A 16,363-nucleotide genomic window follows, 5' to 3' on the forward strand; every position below is an offset into this window, starting at 1 on the left:
TTCGATAAAATTAAATTTCAAAACGCACTTATTAATCTTTTAACGATAAACTAAAGAATAAATTTTTCCCTCATCATCCTTCAATGGATAAGACCAAATCGGTTTACCGTCGATCCCATAACGAATCGCCTTCCCAGACTTAAATAGAACGATTCCATCATCTTTCTTACCCGGAAGTATTCCTTCAATGTCGGACGCTTCCACGGTAAATGAACTCACTTTGAGTGAGTTTGATTCGACGCGATACACGGTTTTTCCCGCACGAAACCAAAGGTAAGGAGAACGAACTACGAACTGAGAAGTGGAATCGTTCGGAAGATCGATTGAAGTAGATTTTTCGTTATCAATCGAAACGATTTTTTTCCCAGACAAAAAGAAAATTCCGGTTTCATGGGATCCTAAATATCTAAGTTCTCCGGTTCCTCTTTGAGAAACCGTTTTGACATTCAAATCCTTTAAAGAAGAATCATATATTTGTGTCTGAATTCCGTCTTTCTGAGTAACTGAAAATAAAACACCGGATTTAATCCCGACCCAAAATGAACCTTCAAAAACGATCGAACCGTTTAATTCGAGTTGATCGGAATAGCTGTAAATTTTAGAACTTTTTCCGGACATAACTTCAATCAAAATATTTTCTCCGGAAAGATTCGCTTTTTTTACTTCACCGGCAGGAAGTATTGTTTCTCTTAATATGAGTCCGGTTTTAAGATCCATAATTTCGAGTTTTTTTTCGGAAATTCCGACGAGGCGTTTATCAGCCAGTAAGAACTTATAAGGAGTTTTTGTTTGAATTCTCCAGAGGCGAATTCCTCGATTTTTATCCAAAGTCTCCACGCTGGTTCCATAATTTAATATTACGGAATTATTAATTAACACGGGAACGCCGATTAATTTCCCTCTACTTTGATAAGACTGCAAAATCACGGGAGTATCTTCGTCCGTGATCACTAATCTTTCAGCCTGAGTCGCATGAGGAGAAGCGGGAAACTTTTCAGCAAGTTCTCTTCCTAATTCTAGAATTTCTTTTTTGACGGCAGGGTTTGCGATTTTCGTTTTTTGTTCGGAAAGTATTCGAATCAGACCAAACAGATTTTTTTCGTTTCTCTCCAGATCCAAAGCCTTACGAATCTCTTTTTCGGCCTGTTCCAAATCTCCACGTTTGTAATAGATATAGGAAATCTGGTAGTGAGCGTCCGAAAATTCGGGATTTTTTTGGATGATTTCCTTAAAGATTGCAATCGCCTCATTATAAAGATTGTCGTTGAAAAGTATAATCCCAATGTTATAAGGCGCAAGTTCGTTTGCGGAATCCTGCTGCATCGCGGTTTCAAATCCCTCTTTAGCGAGCTTTTTATTTCCGGAATGATACATGGAAATTCCCTTACCAATTCTAGCAGCCACAAAATCGGTGTTGAGAAGCAGAGATCTGTCAAAAGAATCAATCGAGGCTTCGTATTTTTTTCTTTGAAGATGTATGATTCCCATCTGATAATGACTGTAATAAGAATCCGGTTTTTTAGCGAGAATCTCTTTAAAACCGGATTCGGCCTTGTCTATTTCGCCCTTTCGAAGTAAAAAGGCATTGATCGCTTCCCGAGTCTGGAGATTGCGAGTTCCCGGAGGAGGGCTTTCCAACATGGAAATCCCTTTTTCTTCGTTTCCTAAAGCCAAATGACATTCAGCAATTTTAATATACAGCGTCAACTTTCCAGTTTTCTGAAAAGCCTCTTGATACAGCGGTATCGCTTTTTCATACTGGCGGGTATCGAAAAATTTATTTGCCTTTTGAATAATTGGAATTACAGTCTCGAACTTTTGATTTTCCTGAATTGTCTTTCTCGTTTCCGCAATTTCAGGAATGTCTTTGGTCAGTTTCTCCGCTTTGGAAATCCAGTTCAAAGCGGAATCGTGATTGTTTTTTTCGTTCTCTTCCAGAGAGATCTTATAATACAACATCGCAAGACGAAAATTGACCGCTTCGTTATTCGGAAATTTTTTCTGTAGATTTTTATAAACGTTTTCCGCTTTTTCGTATTCCTTTTTATCTTCGTAAGTCCTTCCCAAAACAATTGCTGCAGAAGGATCGTTACCGGTTAAATTTTCCAATTCTTTCGTGTATTGATTAACCAGGTTTTGATTTTTTTGAGAAGAATAAAGGCGGATTAATCCTTGAAGCGCTGGAATATTTTGCTTATTTATGGAAAGAGCTTTTTTAAAATTTTCCTCGGAAGACTTCGGATCTCCCGAAATGAAATACAACCTTCCAAATGCATTGTAAACGGAAGGTTCCTCCGAAGAAGCTTTTTTTGCTTTTTCGTAAAACACCTTCGCTCCCTTGGTATCCCCTTGTCTAAGGTGTTTATCCCCTTCGTAAATCTGTTCGGAGACATCGATAAACGAGATGATCTGTTTCTTTTCAGATTCAGACTTTAAGAATTCAGCCTCTTTTCTTGCGGCTTTATATCGATTTTCTGCGATCAACAAAAATACTAAATTTGTTATGGGTTCGGCAAATGCTGAATCCAATTCTCGGGCTCTTGTAAAATACACGAGAGCCTTTGCAGGCTCACCTAAGGCTTTCATATTCAAACCCATTTGGTTTTGATAAATCGCATTATTCGGAAATAGAGAGATCGATTTTTCCAAGACAGATACGGATTTTCTATAATTTCCAGTTTTGTAATGTACTGCCGCAATTCCCGAAATCGCTTCTTGATAATCGGACTTAAGTGCGAGAGAACTCTCAAAAGCTTTCAATGCAGCCTCATACTCTCCCGTTAAAATTCGAGCATTTCCGAGAAAGATATAAGGTGTGGGATTTTTAGGATCGTTTTGAATCGCAGTTTGAAAGTGAGAAGCAGCTTCCTTATAATTCTTTTTTCTCATGGCCTGGTTCCCATTTTCCAAAGCCGACGCAACCCTGGTTATGGACGCTGATTTTTTTGCAGACAATAATTCCGGATTGTTTTTTCTCGCTTCTTCGAAATAAATCTCGGCTTCCTCATACTTTTTCAATTGCACCGCAGCGTCTCCTAGTTGCATGTTCAATTGAGCGGGAAATGCGAATTCCTCTGCGGGAATTCTTTTGAGAGTTTCGTAGGATTGTTCAAACTTACCTTGATTTTTTAAGATTACCGCTTTTTTGAAGGAATAATTGTATTTGTCCTTGACCGGCAAGGATTCCAGTTTCCCATAAACTTCTATCGCGTCCTCGTTTTTACCTTCAGCGGTATAAATGATGCCTAACGTGAGTAAAATCTGTTCATTTTCGGGATCGATATCGGTTCCTTTTTTCAAGGAAACGAGAGCATCGCGATTTTTACCGAGTTTGTATTCGGAAACTCCAGCAAGATAGTAACCAGGTGCGGTTGGATACGTATTTACCGCAAGATTAGCTTTTTCCAAAGACTTTTCAAAATTTCCTTTTTGAAAGAAAGAATTTCCTTCATTTAAAATCCTTGAAATTCGTTTTAACTTTTCACGAGTTGCCGAATCTTTCTCCAGAATCGCGTCTTGAGTTTGAGATTTTCTAAAATCCTTACTCAAACAATGGATAGTAAACTGTCCCCAAATTAAAACGAGTACGATAATAGATATGATATTGTTTTTCATGGAATTCAAACCTTTCATTTATATCCTTTATATTCGATCTTGAGATTTCTTAACGGAGAACGTTTTGAAAATTTCTCTCCTCTCGTAAGAATGGAAATCCGCCAAACACCGGAAACATCGAACGTATCCTCCAGTATTTTAGAAGATCCCAAATACAATCGAATCGTTTTCTCCTTCATATCCGTTACGATCCGAAACGGACGTCCGTCTTCTTTGTCTTCCTTTCTAAATCTGTATGTTCCAACATTATCTCCATTGGAAGGAAAGGAATATACGCTAAGTCTTTCCTTTTCATATTCCAAGCTGATCGTTTTTTTCGATGTGTGAAAAGAAATTGCTACAATCCCGGAATCCGATTCGGAGGTGACCGGAATGATTCCTTCCACTTCCATATTTTCAGGAACAAAAGGAGCGGAAAAAACACCATACCAACCGGGGGACAAAGAAGAAACATTCTGAAAATCTAATGTTTTTCCCGAAAAGGCCTGAAACCCTTTTTCACCGGAAAGTTTCCAGAACTCGGGTTCGGAAACCAAGTTGTCGGTTTTATAAGGCAACGCAATTTCAGTGATCTTATCAGCCTCTATGGTCAACTGACCTTCGTAATAAACCAACGGCCCGTTCTCAGTGTCCCGAACCAATTCCAGTTGTACCGCTCCCGGACTAAGATTACTTCTATAAAACGGGGTTTCCCCAGTTTTTAAACCATCTAGCGCCACTTGAAGCGCTTCCGGGAAACTTAAAATTCTCACTCCCCCCAGTGTTCGATCCTCTTTCCATTCTTGATAAATGGAAATCGTTTGACCCGAACGAATTTGTAAGGATTTAATTACGTCTTTTTGTCCCGGGCGAGTGATTTGAATCTGCTGCAAACCTTCCGGCAATGGATAATTTCGAAAGGATGCGATTCCAATCTTCTCACCTTGAAACAAAACCTCCGTATCCGCCGAAGAAGCGCTAAATGAAAGATAACCCTGAATCGATTTTTTAAGAATCGAGTCGATTTCTCCAGAACTCAAAGACTTTTCCCACACGGGAACTAAAGAAGATTTCGGATCGAGTGCAAGAACTCCCGAACTGTGTTTTAGATAATAAACTTGATTGGCTTGCAGTTCGTCCTCAACTTGAGAAGTTTGAAAAGATCCGTCCACAGTTCCATAAACAATATCTTTCACCGGATCTACGATTTTTTGGTTTACGATCCATTTTCCGGAGACCTCGCGAATATCGGTTTTTACCACGGCGTCCACTTCCAGTTTTTTGATCGTCTCCGTAAACTCATCGAACTCTTTGAAGCCGCCACCCGAATCTGCAACTCGAACTTGTTTTCCTTTTACCTTCGCCCAAATTAGCCGGATTTCATCGCTTAAGAAAGCTGCAAGTTTCGAATCCATCTCTCTCGGTATCTTAAAAGGAGCAAGAACAAAGACAGGAGTCGAATGTCCCGTCTTTCGAATTTTATAGTCGGTATCGGAACCCGTTCCAAAAATCGCTTCTTCCTCTTTGAGTGATTTAAATGTCGGTTCCTGCAAAACGGAATTGAAGTTTTCAATTTTTTGAACGGAAGAACAATCAATAAAAATCCATAAGAAAAAAAAGAAGAATGTAAACAATCGTATCGGATCAAAAATAAATTTCATAAGAGTTTATTATTTTCCACCAAGTTGAATAAGAAATCCATTATAAAAAAATCGAGAGGGCGATCATCCGTAATTTTAAATGATTTTTGATTAAAAATAAAAAAACCGGAGAAGATTTTCCCCGGTTTGTAAAAGCGCAGTTTAGGGTTATTTAAGTTTAAAAACTTTCTTTCGGATTTAATTTCAGTTTTTCCTTTTGTACATCTTGTTGTACATATTTGGTTTCATTTACTGCCTTAGCAATTTTCGTAACCTCGTCAGCGTTGTTGCGGTCTGCTTCGCGTTTTTGAAACTCCGCCTTCACTTCCTCTACAGAACCTGACTGGCTCAAGATTTTGAGTTCTTCACTGGAAGATTTAAGTTCTTCCACGAGTTTTCCATATTCGAAAGTTTCGTTTTTATGAAGAACGATCAATTCTTTCATTTCAGTAAGAGAATCGTTTTGAAGCGAACGGATCAATTTATCCGTAAGCTTTTGATTTTTTTCGATTCTAAGTTCTCGGTTTTTGTTCAGGATAACTTCGGAAGATTCTCCCTTTTTAGAAACTGCGATAGTTCCTTCGATCACGGCAAATCGAACAGTACAATTTTCTTTCGCACAATTGATCCTTGATCCCTGCGGGCTTTCTACTGAGGTTAAAAAGGAAGTTCCCCTAACACCTGCAAGTGCAGTCGGCGTGGAAACGGTAAACTCGGTAGTTTTCTGATTTTTCTTTACCATAGTCACGATTTTTCCATAGTTTACTTGAACGTTTGTATCCAACCCGTTTGGGTTCATAAGAGTGGAAATTTCGATATTGGAATTTTTAGACATTTTGACAACACCACTGTCCGAAACCATAATCTCGGCTCCCCCGTTGGATCCGGTCACAATCCGATCGTTAGAAGTAAGAACGGCTCCTAATTCCGCTTTTCTTTCCCCGGAATCGGAAAGAATTTTGACATCTCCAAGAATCCATACAATTCTCGCTACGGCAGTATTAGACTCGGTTTTTACCTGATCGCTACCCGATGATTTGTTAGTACTACAGACCGTTGACAACATGCAAATCACTGTAATGAATAAATAACGTTTCATAGATTCCCCCCAAACTCAAAAAAGCTTACATTTTAAATAACATGTTTCCCCGCGGAAAATTGCAAGGATTTAGAATTAATATATCATACAAATAGATTGATTTCTTGTAAAAAAACTAACGCTTTACGTTAGTTCACTTTTTTTGGTTTTTCCGGTTTTTCCGGCTCTGTGATGATAACATCCAATTCCTCTTCCAATTTGCATTTTGGATAGTTATCGATAGGAAGAATAGTTCCGACCCAACCGAAGGCTTCCTGGGCCGTAATTACATGAATATCCCAACCCATAACGATATTTGGACAGCCCCAAACCTTGTTTTTGCAAAGAACCTGGCTAGATTTCGGTTTGGGATACGCCCAAGCCGAAGGTGGATAAACACATTTCATTTCCACTTCCGCAATCTTTCTCAGTCTCTTAACGTTCACTTCAAACTCTTTGAAGGTGGAAACTAAAGGATTTGCAAGAAGTTCGTCAAAATATTTTTTGGAGGTGTTGTAAGCGATGTAGTAAACCAGTTCCTCCATCACATAGTCTTTATCAGAAGCATTGTGGCTGACGTTCGCGATATAACGGGCTAGTTTTAATGCGTCAGTCAGTAATGTTTGAAATAAATCGAAGGATTTTTCCGGAATCGCGTCTTCTTTTGAACGATCCTCCTTACTATCGCTTTCACCGTCGTTCGAAACGATATCGTCGAAAAAAGTTTCGTCTATACTCTCACTCTCTCCGGCTTTATCAATCGAAATCAGCTTATCTGGATTATCCATCATTCCGAGTGGCATATGATTGGAAATCGCCGCGTACGTAAATCCAATAAGATCAAGTTTTTGTAATATATCCGAGCACTTATGCGCAACTCCGACTTTCTCATTATCATCGAAAGGCAATTTGATGAACCGATCCACTCCGATCCGAGGAACGTCCATGAGAACTCCCGCAGTGAAAGCATATCTTCGAAGAAGTCTGAACTTCATCGTATCGGGAATCATCACAATTCCGAGGGTCAAAAGACCCAATTCACTGATGTATTTGAAGAAACTTACATTTTGTTTGTAAACTTTTAACAGAGTCAAAACTATCTTTTTGGAAAGTAAGGAATTTCGAATAATTCCCTTATAATTATAAACCGCGTTTTCATACATAAACTTCAGAAATTTCATATCCGTATTTCTGAGTTGATCCACGATTTTTATGGATAGAATATTCTGAATCTGCTCCACAAGTTCCTTATTCAATTTTACGTCAAACTTGGGGGTATATTGTCCTTTGATATCCTTTAAACGGGAAAGTGTGGATTCCTTAACCTGCACTTCTTCTTTTACCAAAACATTCCCTGAATTATCTTCAACCGGAGAAAGAAAACGAATCATGGACCCGGTTTCAAATTCCCTGGTAAAATCTATAAGATCGTCAATGGAATCGAATTCCAGACAGGAGTGAGTTACTTTCATTTTGAAATTCTATCTCTCCGCGTAACCCTATGTGGATTACCAAGACTTGCAAGCATCGACTCTAAACTTTTCCTTCTTTCCAATGTCATCGATTCGGTTTCCAAAGCGAATAACATTGCACAACCGGAAGATAGTTTACAACAATTTGATTCTTCACAATGCTTTTTTTGACTGGAGAGTTCGGGAAAACTTTCCAGAATTTCCTCTTTTTTTAAATGGAGAATTCCCCATTCTTTTATTCCCGGAGAATCGATCAAAGTAGTTCCATTTTCCAAAACAAGCAAAAGGGAATTTGTAGTCGTATGTTTCCCCTTATCTTTGGAAACGCTGATGTCGGAAGTTTTTTGAATCTGAGTCCGAGTCAATAGATTGATCAAAGTAGACTTACCAACTCCTGAATTTCCGACTAGAAATGTCATTTTTCTCCGCAGATATTTCTGTAATTCGGAGATTCCTTGACCGGTTGTGCAGGAAATTCCAAGTACAGGATATCCTAAATTCCGATAGATTTTCATACGACTTTCTGCCTCGTCTTCGGAAATAAGATCCAACTTTGTAAATAAAATCAAAGGCTGTGTACCTGAGGCAAAAACCGCCGCCAAACATCGATCCAAAAAACCATCCTTGGTCTCTGGAGACTTTAAAGAAATAAGAACCGCCGTCTGATCCGCGTTAGCGCATAAAACCTGAGTATCACCTTCTCGACTCTTACGAGTTAAGAACGATTTTCTTTCCAATCTTTCACAAATCACCCAATCTTTACCAACCGAAGGCTCCGCAAGAATTTGATCTCCGACAACGAACGGATGTCTTTCTTCAGCGGAAACAGTTCTCAATCTTCCACGAAGAAATGCTCTTACAACCCCTCTTTCAGGAGAATAAATTTCATAGTAGGCTCCGTAAACGCGGGAAATGATAAAAAACTCTTTGACTGAAGAATCCGACTCTAACATGATTTCTACGCACTGTTGTATGTCGACCCGAAGACTCAACGCCTTAGGGCCAATCGTATATTTAATTCTCTTGATAGTCTGTTTTCAGTTTATCTCCGTGCTAACTTTGCAGTCATTCCATTTCTTTTTTTTAGAATCTCAGAACCTGATTCTTATTCTTTTTTCCGGCGCGGTTTTAGGGATTATCGTTTATATTTTTTCCGTTCGAATCTTAAGACGAACTTCGGGTAGATTTTTAAGGAGAATTTTTCCGTTTCTCCAATTTTCCAACAACGAAATCGTTAAATACCTTTCCATTTTAGATCAATTTAAAAGTGATCTGATCGCAACGAACCTAACCAGGCTTGTTTGCGAAAAAATTTTGAAATTCATCCAAACCATAATTCCGACAAAAAAAGCTACTATCTTTCTTTGGAAAGAGGAAATGGGTAAATTTGCCCCTTTTCCCGATTTGGGAGAAATTCAATTTTTTATTTTTGATCCGTTTCTACTTTGGATCGCCGAAAACGATAGAATTTATAACTTTAAAGAATTTGCAACCGATCTTAGTTTGAGCAGGATCCGAACCTCCGCCGAGAACTTTTTCACAAAAACCGGAGCTGAACTCGTGGTTCCCTTAATCATCAACAAAAGTCTTTTGGGAATGATTGTTCTAGGTGAAAGAAAAAATCGGAAAAATTACACTTCCTCCGAAATGGACAAACTTAATGAAATACGTTCCGTTTCCGTAATGGCTCTTTCCAATGCGATTTTCTACGAACGTTTGATCGAGCTAACCGAAACTTTGGAAGAAAAAGTCAGAACCCGTACCCGGGAATTAGAAAACGCTCAATCACAATTGATTATGTCCGAAAAGATGGCTTCTCTCGGTATAATGGTGGCCGGAATCGCACACGAGATAAACACTCCAGCAGGTGTAATCAACGGAGCAGCCGATAATTTAGATCAAAATATGAATTATCTGATTCAAAATATTTTCGACATCGTCCTTTTGGCGAAACATAGAAAGCTCAGGAAAAATTTTAAACTTGCTTTGTTCCATCTCCTTCGCGACAAAAAACGTTCCGAACTTGATTCAAAAGAGAAATTCCGTTTAAAGAACAAACTCAAAGAAGAAATGAAAAGTATGAACTTTAATCCCTCTCTTAATTCGGAACTTTCAAATTTTATCATAGAAAACCAAATTGGAGAGGAAAGGAAATACATATATAATGTTATTCTAAAAAACGACGATCGAGGATATCTGATGCTTAAAAACGCGAGTCATATCAATCGAAACATTAAAAATATCCGATATGCGATTCGTAACATCGTTAGAATTGTAAAAGCATTGAAGTCTTATTCCCATTTAGACCAATCCAAAACCTTATCGTCGGCTAATATCACAGAAGGTATAGAAGACACGTTGGTCATTCTTCATAACCAAATAAAATATGGAATCAAAGTAGTTCGAAACTTTCAGGAAATTCCTTCCGTAATTTGTAATCCGGATGAGTTAAATCAAGTCTGGACGAACCTGATTCAAAACGCGATTCAAGCTTTAAAAGGAAAAGGGAAAATCGAAATTTCGGTTTTCCCACAAAACGGTTTTGTCGTCGTCGAAATCGAAGACGACGGTCCTGGAATTCCCCTTAAGATTCAGGACAGAATTTGGGATCCGTTTTTCACGACCAAAGATCAAGGAGAAGGAACCGGTCTTGGTCTAGGGATCGCAAAAGGAATTGTGGAAAAACACAAAGGTAAAATCACTTTGACCTCGAATCCCGGAAAAACGACCTTTCGAATAGAATTACCTATCAATCCAGAAGTTGTCCCCTCGGAAAATATACAATCAAACTCATTCCGAAAATGAAATATAGAGATAAGATGGCATAATGTGAATCATTACAAAGACAATTCCGAAACTTCATTCTTTAAGGAAGTTTACAGTTTGATTAAAAAAGTTCCCAAAGGCAAAGTGACTTCATACGGCAGAATAGCAGCGCTTTTAGGAAAACCCAGGGCCGCTCGTGCGGTCGGCTATGCGTTAAACGCACTCCCCAAAGGTCAGGAACAAAAAGTCCCCTGGCAAAGGGTAATCAACAGTCAGGGAAAAATTTCCTTCCGAGGAGATACAAGCCGCTCCATCCTACAAAAAAAAATGCTCGAAGACGAAGGAGTCAAGTTCGATTCTACAGAAACGATCGACTTGAAAGTGTTCGGTTGGCCGGATACGATTCCGGAAAAATTTGCTCATAAAAAAAGAAAAAACTTGTTCGGGAACCGAGTTCGATTAAAAAGATAATAGATCGTTTTGTCGTATTAAAAACAGAATGTAGCGAAGATGCGGGGATTACTATAGAAACGATCTATCAAAAAAGTATTCAAAATCCGTAAACTAACTAAACAAGAAGTAATCTATGGAAATTACTACTTTTTTAAAATTTTTAGAAAGTTCGCAATAAAACGTAGAAATTTCCACATTCAGAGAACCAATGACGGTGTCGCGGCAATGCCGCTCCCACGGAAGACAATTTTAGGACAGACTTTAAATAGAATATATTTAAAACTTGTCCCAAAACCTCGATGTAGGAACTCCTACGGGAGCGTTCCAACAATAGGTCTCTTTGTAAACCGATAAACTGTCTAAGGAACATGATCTGCGGGAATTCTCACGCTCTATTGCGAGCTTATGAAATGATTGTGCTGATCTCTTTTCAGGTTTTGGGACAAGTTCTTATAAAAAAATCACATGGTATAAAAATCTATCAATGGCTCAAAAAATTAAACCGGTCACTTTGACCATCGCAGGTTCCGATTCAGGAGGGGGTGCCGGAATTCAAGCAGATTTAAAAACATTCACCGCATTGGACACATTCGGAACCTCCGCAGTCACTTGTCTTACTTCGCAGAACCCTTCAGGTATTACGGGAATTTTAGAAGTGAATGCAGATTTTTTAGAAAAACAAATCTTAGCTGTCTTAGACTATTTCCCTGTAAAATCAATCAAGACTGGAATGTTGTTTTCTACGGCCATCATAGAAAAAACGAGTTATCTTCTTTCAAATAGAAAGAATACCGAAAAAAACTTTTCACTCGTGATTGATCCCGTGATGGTTTCTACAAGGGGTTCTAAACTTTTACAAGAATCGGCGATTGACATTTTGCTAACAAAGTTGATCCCTCTTGCAGATTTAATTACCCCCAATTTGGACGAAGCGGAAATTCTCACCGGAAAAAAAATCAGTAAAAGTCGAGAAATGCCGGATTTTGCAAAAGCAATATTCGAAAAATTTAAAGTTCCTGTTCTTTTAAAGGGGGGTCATTTACAAAACGAAGAAGTCGCACTCGATATTCTGTTCGACGGGAAAAGTATCTCCAAATTTGAAAAACCGTTCGTAAACGGATTTTATCCGCACGGAACCGGATGTACATATTCTTCAGCAATTACTTCTTATTTAGCGAGAGGTGAGAAATTGGCCGAAGCCATTCGACTTGCGAAAGAATACTTACACGCGGCAATTGAACAATCTTACGCCGCGGGAAAAGATAAGACGTTAAATCATACCCCGGTACTTCACTAGAATTTGACCTTAAAAAGCTTGTTTGCCCCAAGCTTTCCAAGATTAAATTCATTTTCATTAAACCGCAAAACCTTGCAATCTACATCTAATAAACGCTCAATGAAATGATGATTTTAAACCATCAAATTTAAAACTTTTCCTGAAAGTTTTAAATTTATACGCCATAAAATCGTTTTGTAAAGGGCTTTAACAAAAAAACTTATCCCAAAACCCGTCGAGCGCTAATAAAGTGATCACTCTGTCGGTCGCTTAAAAATCTCATTCCCTGAATTTGAGGTATAACGCTCTCTATCCCACAATTACTACTTGGATCTTGTCGTAATTCCGACAATCCTCTGTGAAACAGGCTCGACCCTGCAGAGCGACCCATAGGAAGCGATGCATTGAGTTTTTTTGGGTGGAGGGGAAACTCAGCCGCATTGCTCCCTAAGGGTCGCAAAACGAGGCGGTGGGAAGATTTGGGAGATTTTTCTTTATCACAAAATCATACTTTTTGCAAGTAAAAAGTCTCGTTCTTGTCGGAATACTTGGAAAAATATACGTTTTAGATTCTTACTACTTCAATTCAACTTGTGGGGTCGCTCTGCAGGCATAGATCCGGTCCGTAAATGAATCCAAATCAGCCACGGCAAACCAATGTGTGGTGGATTAACAAGATCGACCGTGAAGGAAACAAAGTATCTCGCTCTTTATGAATCGCTCGATAAGCTTAAACTTTATGGTCTTATGTAAAAAAATTACGGAAGGCTTGATACAAGAATCATAGGAAAGTAGCACTGAGTTCAGGAAAATTCAATTGAAACGCTTTTCTACGAAAACGTTTCAATTATAGAGTTTGCGAACGATTCTCCCAAACTTTCTTACATCAAACTCACGTTACCAAAAGTTTTAGTAATTTCAAGCCCGCATTGCAAAAAGTATAGTCGATACTATGATCCAAAATAAGAATAATCCGTAACACAATTGTAGAGATCTATTCGGATTAAAAAGTTCTCTTATAATCATACCTAAGATGCTAGAAGAGAAAAGTCCATATCCTATTGATATTCCTAAATGAAGATTATCGAAAAAACCAGGTATTACAAGACTGAGGAAGAGTAGAATATTAAATATGGGAATAAGTTTAGAGTTTAAACTTTTAAGCTGTGGTGAAATTTCTCTCTCTTTTTCGATTGGCAAATTTCTATTTTCATTTAAAAGATTTTCCCAAATAATAGAAAGAGTTCCTCTAACATTTTTGTTGGGATTTGCATATTTTTTTTTTCGTGTCGCTTTTAGATCCCTTGCAATATCTGTGATTATTTCCATACCAGGAATTTGTCCGATAATAAATAGGAAAGTTGAAATTACCATTAAGACAAGAGCTCTAATTTTTAGCATGGATACATTGTAAGTCCATATGACTTTGTTATTTGAAGTATCGTATAAGATTGCAACTTGGTAATTGATTTTATATTCCCCATCATCTCGGGGACCACCATGGAAAACGAGTACTCTATTTTTATTTGTGATAAACCGAATAACGGGCTCAGACGGTGGTTTGGAAATTGTGTCTGACGTTTTTGCGTCGTATTTCGGATATTCAACGTCGATCACTTTGCCTTGATATAGATTAGAGCCAGGGTGCGTAAGCATTTTGTATTCTTGATGATATTGAAATGCAAAAACAAAGCCGATCAAAGCAGGTATAAACGTTCCGATTACGAAACCCATTTCGAATCGAGTTAAAATTCCTATTAAAATTCCCAAAGTGGGACCGCTTAAGAAAATAAAAACCCAAAACAATAAAAACGGATTTTCATTTTCGCCCGGAAAGATTATATCCATAGAGCTTTAAAACTTAAAGAAGTTGCAACAAGTCAATACTTTTTGAAGCTTCAAGAGTTCTTTGGTAGGATAAAAAAAACGAAAGGCTCGAAGTAGTTAAAGACTTCGAACCTTTTGTTTTTTGCGGCAGAGAAATTTTAGTCCTTATCGTAGATTTTTTTAATTTCTTTGCTGTATTTTTCAGTGATTACGTGGCGTTTCATCTTCAGAAGGTTTGTTAATTCGTCACCTACTTCGAAAGGTTTTTTGGCGAGAATTACATGTTGAACTTGCTCGAAAGATTTAAAACCCGTTTTTGTACTGTTATAGTTACGAACTTCTTTTTTGTAGAATTCGATTACCTTAGGATTTTTGATCAACTCGTCGATTTTGGAAGAATCAATTCCATTTTCTTTACACCAAAAAGTTAAGTGTTCCATATCGGGAACAATGATTGCCCCGAGAACCTTTTTATCCTGGCCAATTACCATAGATTGTTTGATGAAAGGAGACTCGTCCATTTTGTTCTCAATCGGAACCGGCTCGACGTTTTCCCCACCTAACAATACTACGGTGTCTTTGGCTCTTCCAGTCAACGTAAGAGTTTTTTTGAAGTTGATGAATCCTATATCTCCGGTATTCATCCAACCGTCCACAATGGTTTTTTTAGTGACTTCCGGATCTTTGTAATAACCTTTCATCACTTGAGGTCCTTTTACAAAAACGATTCCTTTTTGCCCTAACTTACCTGCGAGAACTTCGAATTTATCGTTAATATGTGTTAATATATTACCGTTTTCATCTTTGATCATTAGTTCGGACTTAGGAACCAAAAAACCCACGGAGCCGATGATCGGTTTTGCGAAAGGCCTAACTGAAATTACGGGACTTGTTTCGGTCATACCGTATCCTTCCAAAACGAGCATTCCGATATCATTGAAGAAATTATCTACGTGCGATTGTAAGGCTCCACCGCCGGATAACGATCCTTTCAATCTTCCACCGGTCGCAGCGCGGATTTTAGAAAGAACGATCGCGTCCAAAGTTTTTGCATTGAAGATCAATCCCAAACCGGCGATTGTAAAGAAAAACCAGCCGGGAAGGCGAACTCCATAAGTGGGAAGAGCTAAATAGGCCAAAATGGCAATAGCACTTAACGTAAAAGGCCCCGTTAGCAAAAGAACAATTAGAGATTTAGTTCCAATTGCAATGGACTTCAGGATACTTCTATTCTCATAATCCACTTCCAATCCGTTCAAAAATCTTCTGGAAGCGTTGTAGTGTTTCGAAAAAAAGTAAGCGAGTTTAAACAAGAATTTCCTGAGTGGAGGTGTTTGTTTCGGATCGTTTACTTTATTGTAGATGTTGGTATAAACGTTTTCCCAAACACGGGGAGCAGAACCCATAAAAGAGGGTTTTGCTTTCGTCAGATCGTTTTTGAGATCGGACACTTTCGTATAATACGTTTGAATACCTCTTGAAATGGCCCCATATTCGTTTACCCTTTCAAATATATGCCAAATCGGCAATATGGAAAGCATGCTGTTCGTAGGCTTGGTATCCGTCAGAAGCATCGGTACCACATGAATCATTTGGTGCACCATGTTGGAATGCATGAGCATAACACCTTTCGGCATTCCTGTGGTTCCGGAAGTATAAATGAGGGTAAAAAGATCCTCCGGTTTGATGTCTTCGATTCTTTTTTCCGCTTTTCTGCTTCCTTTCGCTCTGAGTGCTTTTCCTTCCTCGACTAGATCGTAAATTTTATGAATGTTTTTTCCTTTTGCGGTGGAGGACTTATCCATGATAACGATTGTTTCCACTTTAGGAAGTTTTGATTTAACCTTGTTGAACTTTTCAAACATCTTATCGTTTTCGATGAAAACGATCTTCGCTTCTGAGTGTTGAATGATGTATTCTAACTCGGATTCGGTGACGTCAACTCCTCTAGGAACGTTAGCTGCGCCACAAAATTGGACGGCATAGTCCGTGATCATCCACTCAAGCCTATTATCCGCCAATACACCTACGTGTTCTCTTGCTTTCAATCCCATTTGGATGAGGGCTTCCGCAAGTGCGATTCCTATGTCGTATAACTGTTTATAAGAAGTAGGATAAAATTCCTTATCTTCTCCTTTGCTCCAAAATACAGGTCGATCTCCATATTGCTCGGTGGATTGTATGAACATATCCGCGAGATTTTTATACATTTTCAATTCCTCTTCAGTTGAGATTTTACCGGAATGATTTCCAATTA

General features: G+C 38.4%; 10 protein-coding genes. 3 read left to right on the forward strand and 7 right to left on the reverse strand.

Annotation, left to right across the window (positions count from 1 at the left end):
• Positions 1-39 precede the first annotated feature (39 nt).
• The 5 genes from CLV95_RS04820 to rsgA all read right to left on the reverse strand — a co-directional run bounded on the left by CLV95_RS04820 (position 40) and on the right by rsgA (position 8,737).
• Positions 40-3,633, reverse strand: a complete 3,594-nt coding sequence (locus CLV95_RS04820; RefSeq protein ID WP_002732563.1) for a tetratricopeptide repeat protein — start codon at positions 3,631-3,633, stop codon at positions 40-42.
• On the reverse strand, positions 3,630-5,255 hold the full coding sequence (locus CLV95_RS04825) for an LIC10124 family lipoprotein (RefSeq protein WP_002732631.1): 1,626 nt from the start codon (positions 5,253-5,255) through the stop codon (positions 3,630-3,632). The genes CLV95_RS04820 and CLV95_RS04825 overlap by 4 nt, the downstream gene beginning before the upstream one ends.
• A 157-nt stretch (positions 5,256-5,412) precedes the next feature.
• Complete coding sequence (locus tag CLV95_RS04830) at positions 5,413-6,333, reverse strand: FecR family protein (protein ID WP_002732501.1); 921 nt, start codon at positions 6,331-6,333, stop codon at positions 5,413-5,415.
• Between the two features lie 128 nt (positions 6,334-6,461).
• Positions 6,462-7,784 carry a hypothetical protein gene (locus tag CLV95_RS04835; protein WP_107694876.1) on the reverse strand — a complete coding sequence of 441 codons (1,323 nt, stop codon included), beginning with the start codon at positions 7,782-7,784 and terminating at the stop codon, positions 6,462-6,464.
• Positions 7,781-8,737: a ribosome small subunit-dependent GTPase A gene (gene rsgA, locus CLV95_RS04840; protein ID WP_002726719.1), complete on the reverse strand. Its 957-nt coding sequence runs from the start codon at positions 8,735-8,737 to the stop codon at positions 7,781-7,783. Before rsgA ends, CLV95_RS04835 begins: the two co-directional genes overlap by 4 nt.
• A gap of 19 nt (positions 8,738-8,756) precedes the next feature.
• Between rsgA and CLV95_RS04845 the strand changes: the two genes are divergently transcribed.
• From CLV95_RS04845 to thiD, 3 genes are all read left to right on the forward strand, one after another.
• The gene (locus CLV95_RS04845; protein WP_016749358.1) at positions 8,757-10,589 is read left to right on the forward strand and encodes an ATP-binding protein; all 1,833 of its coding nucleotides are present in this window, start codon (positions 8,757-8,759) and stop codon (positions 10,587-10,589) included.
• Positions 10,590-10,613: 24 nt separating this feature from the next.
• The gene (locus CLV95_RS04850) at positions 10,614-11,021 is read left to right on the forward strand and encodes an MGMT family protein (RefSeq protein ID WP_002730544.1); all 408 of its coding nucleotides are present in this window, start codon (positions 10,614-10,616) and stop codon (positions 11,019-11,021) included.
• 466 nt (positions 11,022-11,487) lie between these two features.
• A complete protein-coding gene (gene thiD / locus CLV95_RS04860; protein ID WP_002726711.1) occupies positions 11,488-12,300 on the forward strand; it encodes a bifunctional hydroxymethylpyrimidine kinase/phosphomethylpyrimidine kinase in 813 nt (270 codons plus the stop codon).
• 897 nt (positions 12,301-13,197) lie between these two features.
• On the opposite strand, the gene CLV95_RS04865 is transcribed toward thiD, so the two are convergent.
• Together CLV95_RS04865 and CLV95_RS04870 are read right to left on the reverse strand one after the other, a co-directional pair.
• On the reverse strand, positions 13,198-14,127 hold the full coding sequence (locus CLV95_RS04865; RefSeq protein WP_002737404.1) for a hypothetical protein: 930 nt from the start codon (positions 14,125-14,127) through the stop codon (positions 13,198-13,200).
• Between the two features lie 137 nt (positions 14,128-14,264).
• Positions 14,265-16,316, reverse strand: a complete 2,052-nt coding sequence (locus CLV95_RS04870; protein ID WP_002737388.1) for an AMP-dependent synthetase/ligase — start codon at positions 16,314-16,316, stop codon at positions 14,265-14,267.
• Between the last annotated feature and the right edge of the window lie 47 nt (positions 16,317-16,363).

Origin of the sequence: Leptospira borgpetersenii serovar Javanica (assembly GCF_003046425.1) — a bacterium.
In the GTDB taxonomy this organism is placed as follows: Bacteria; Spirochaetota; Leptospiria; order Leptospirales; family Leptospiraceae; genus Leptospira; species Leptospira borgpetersenii.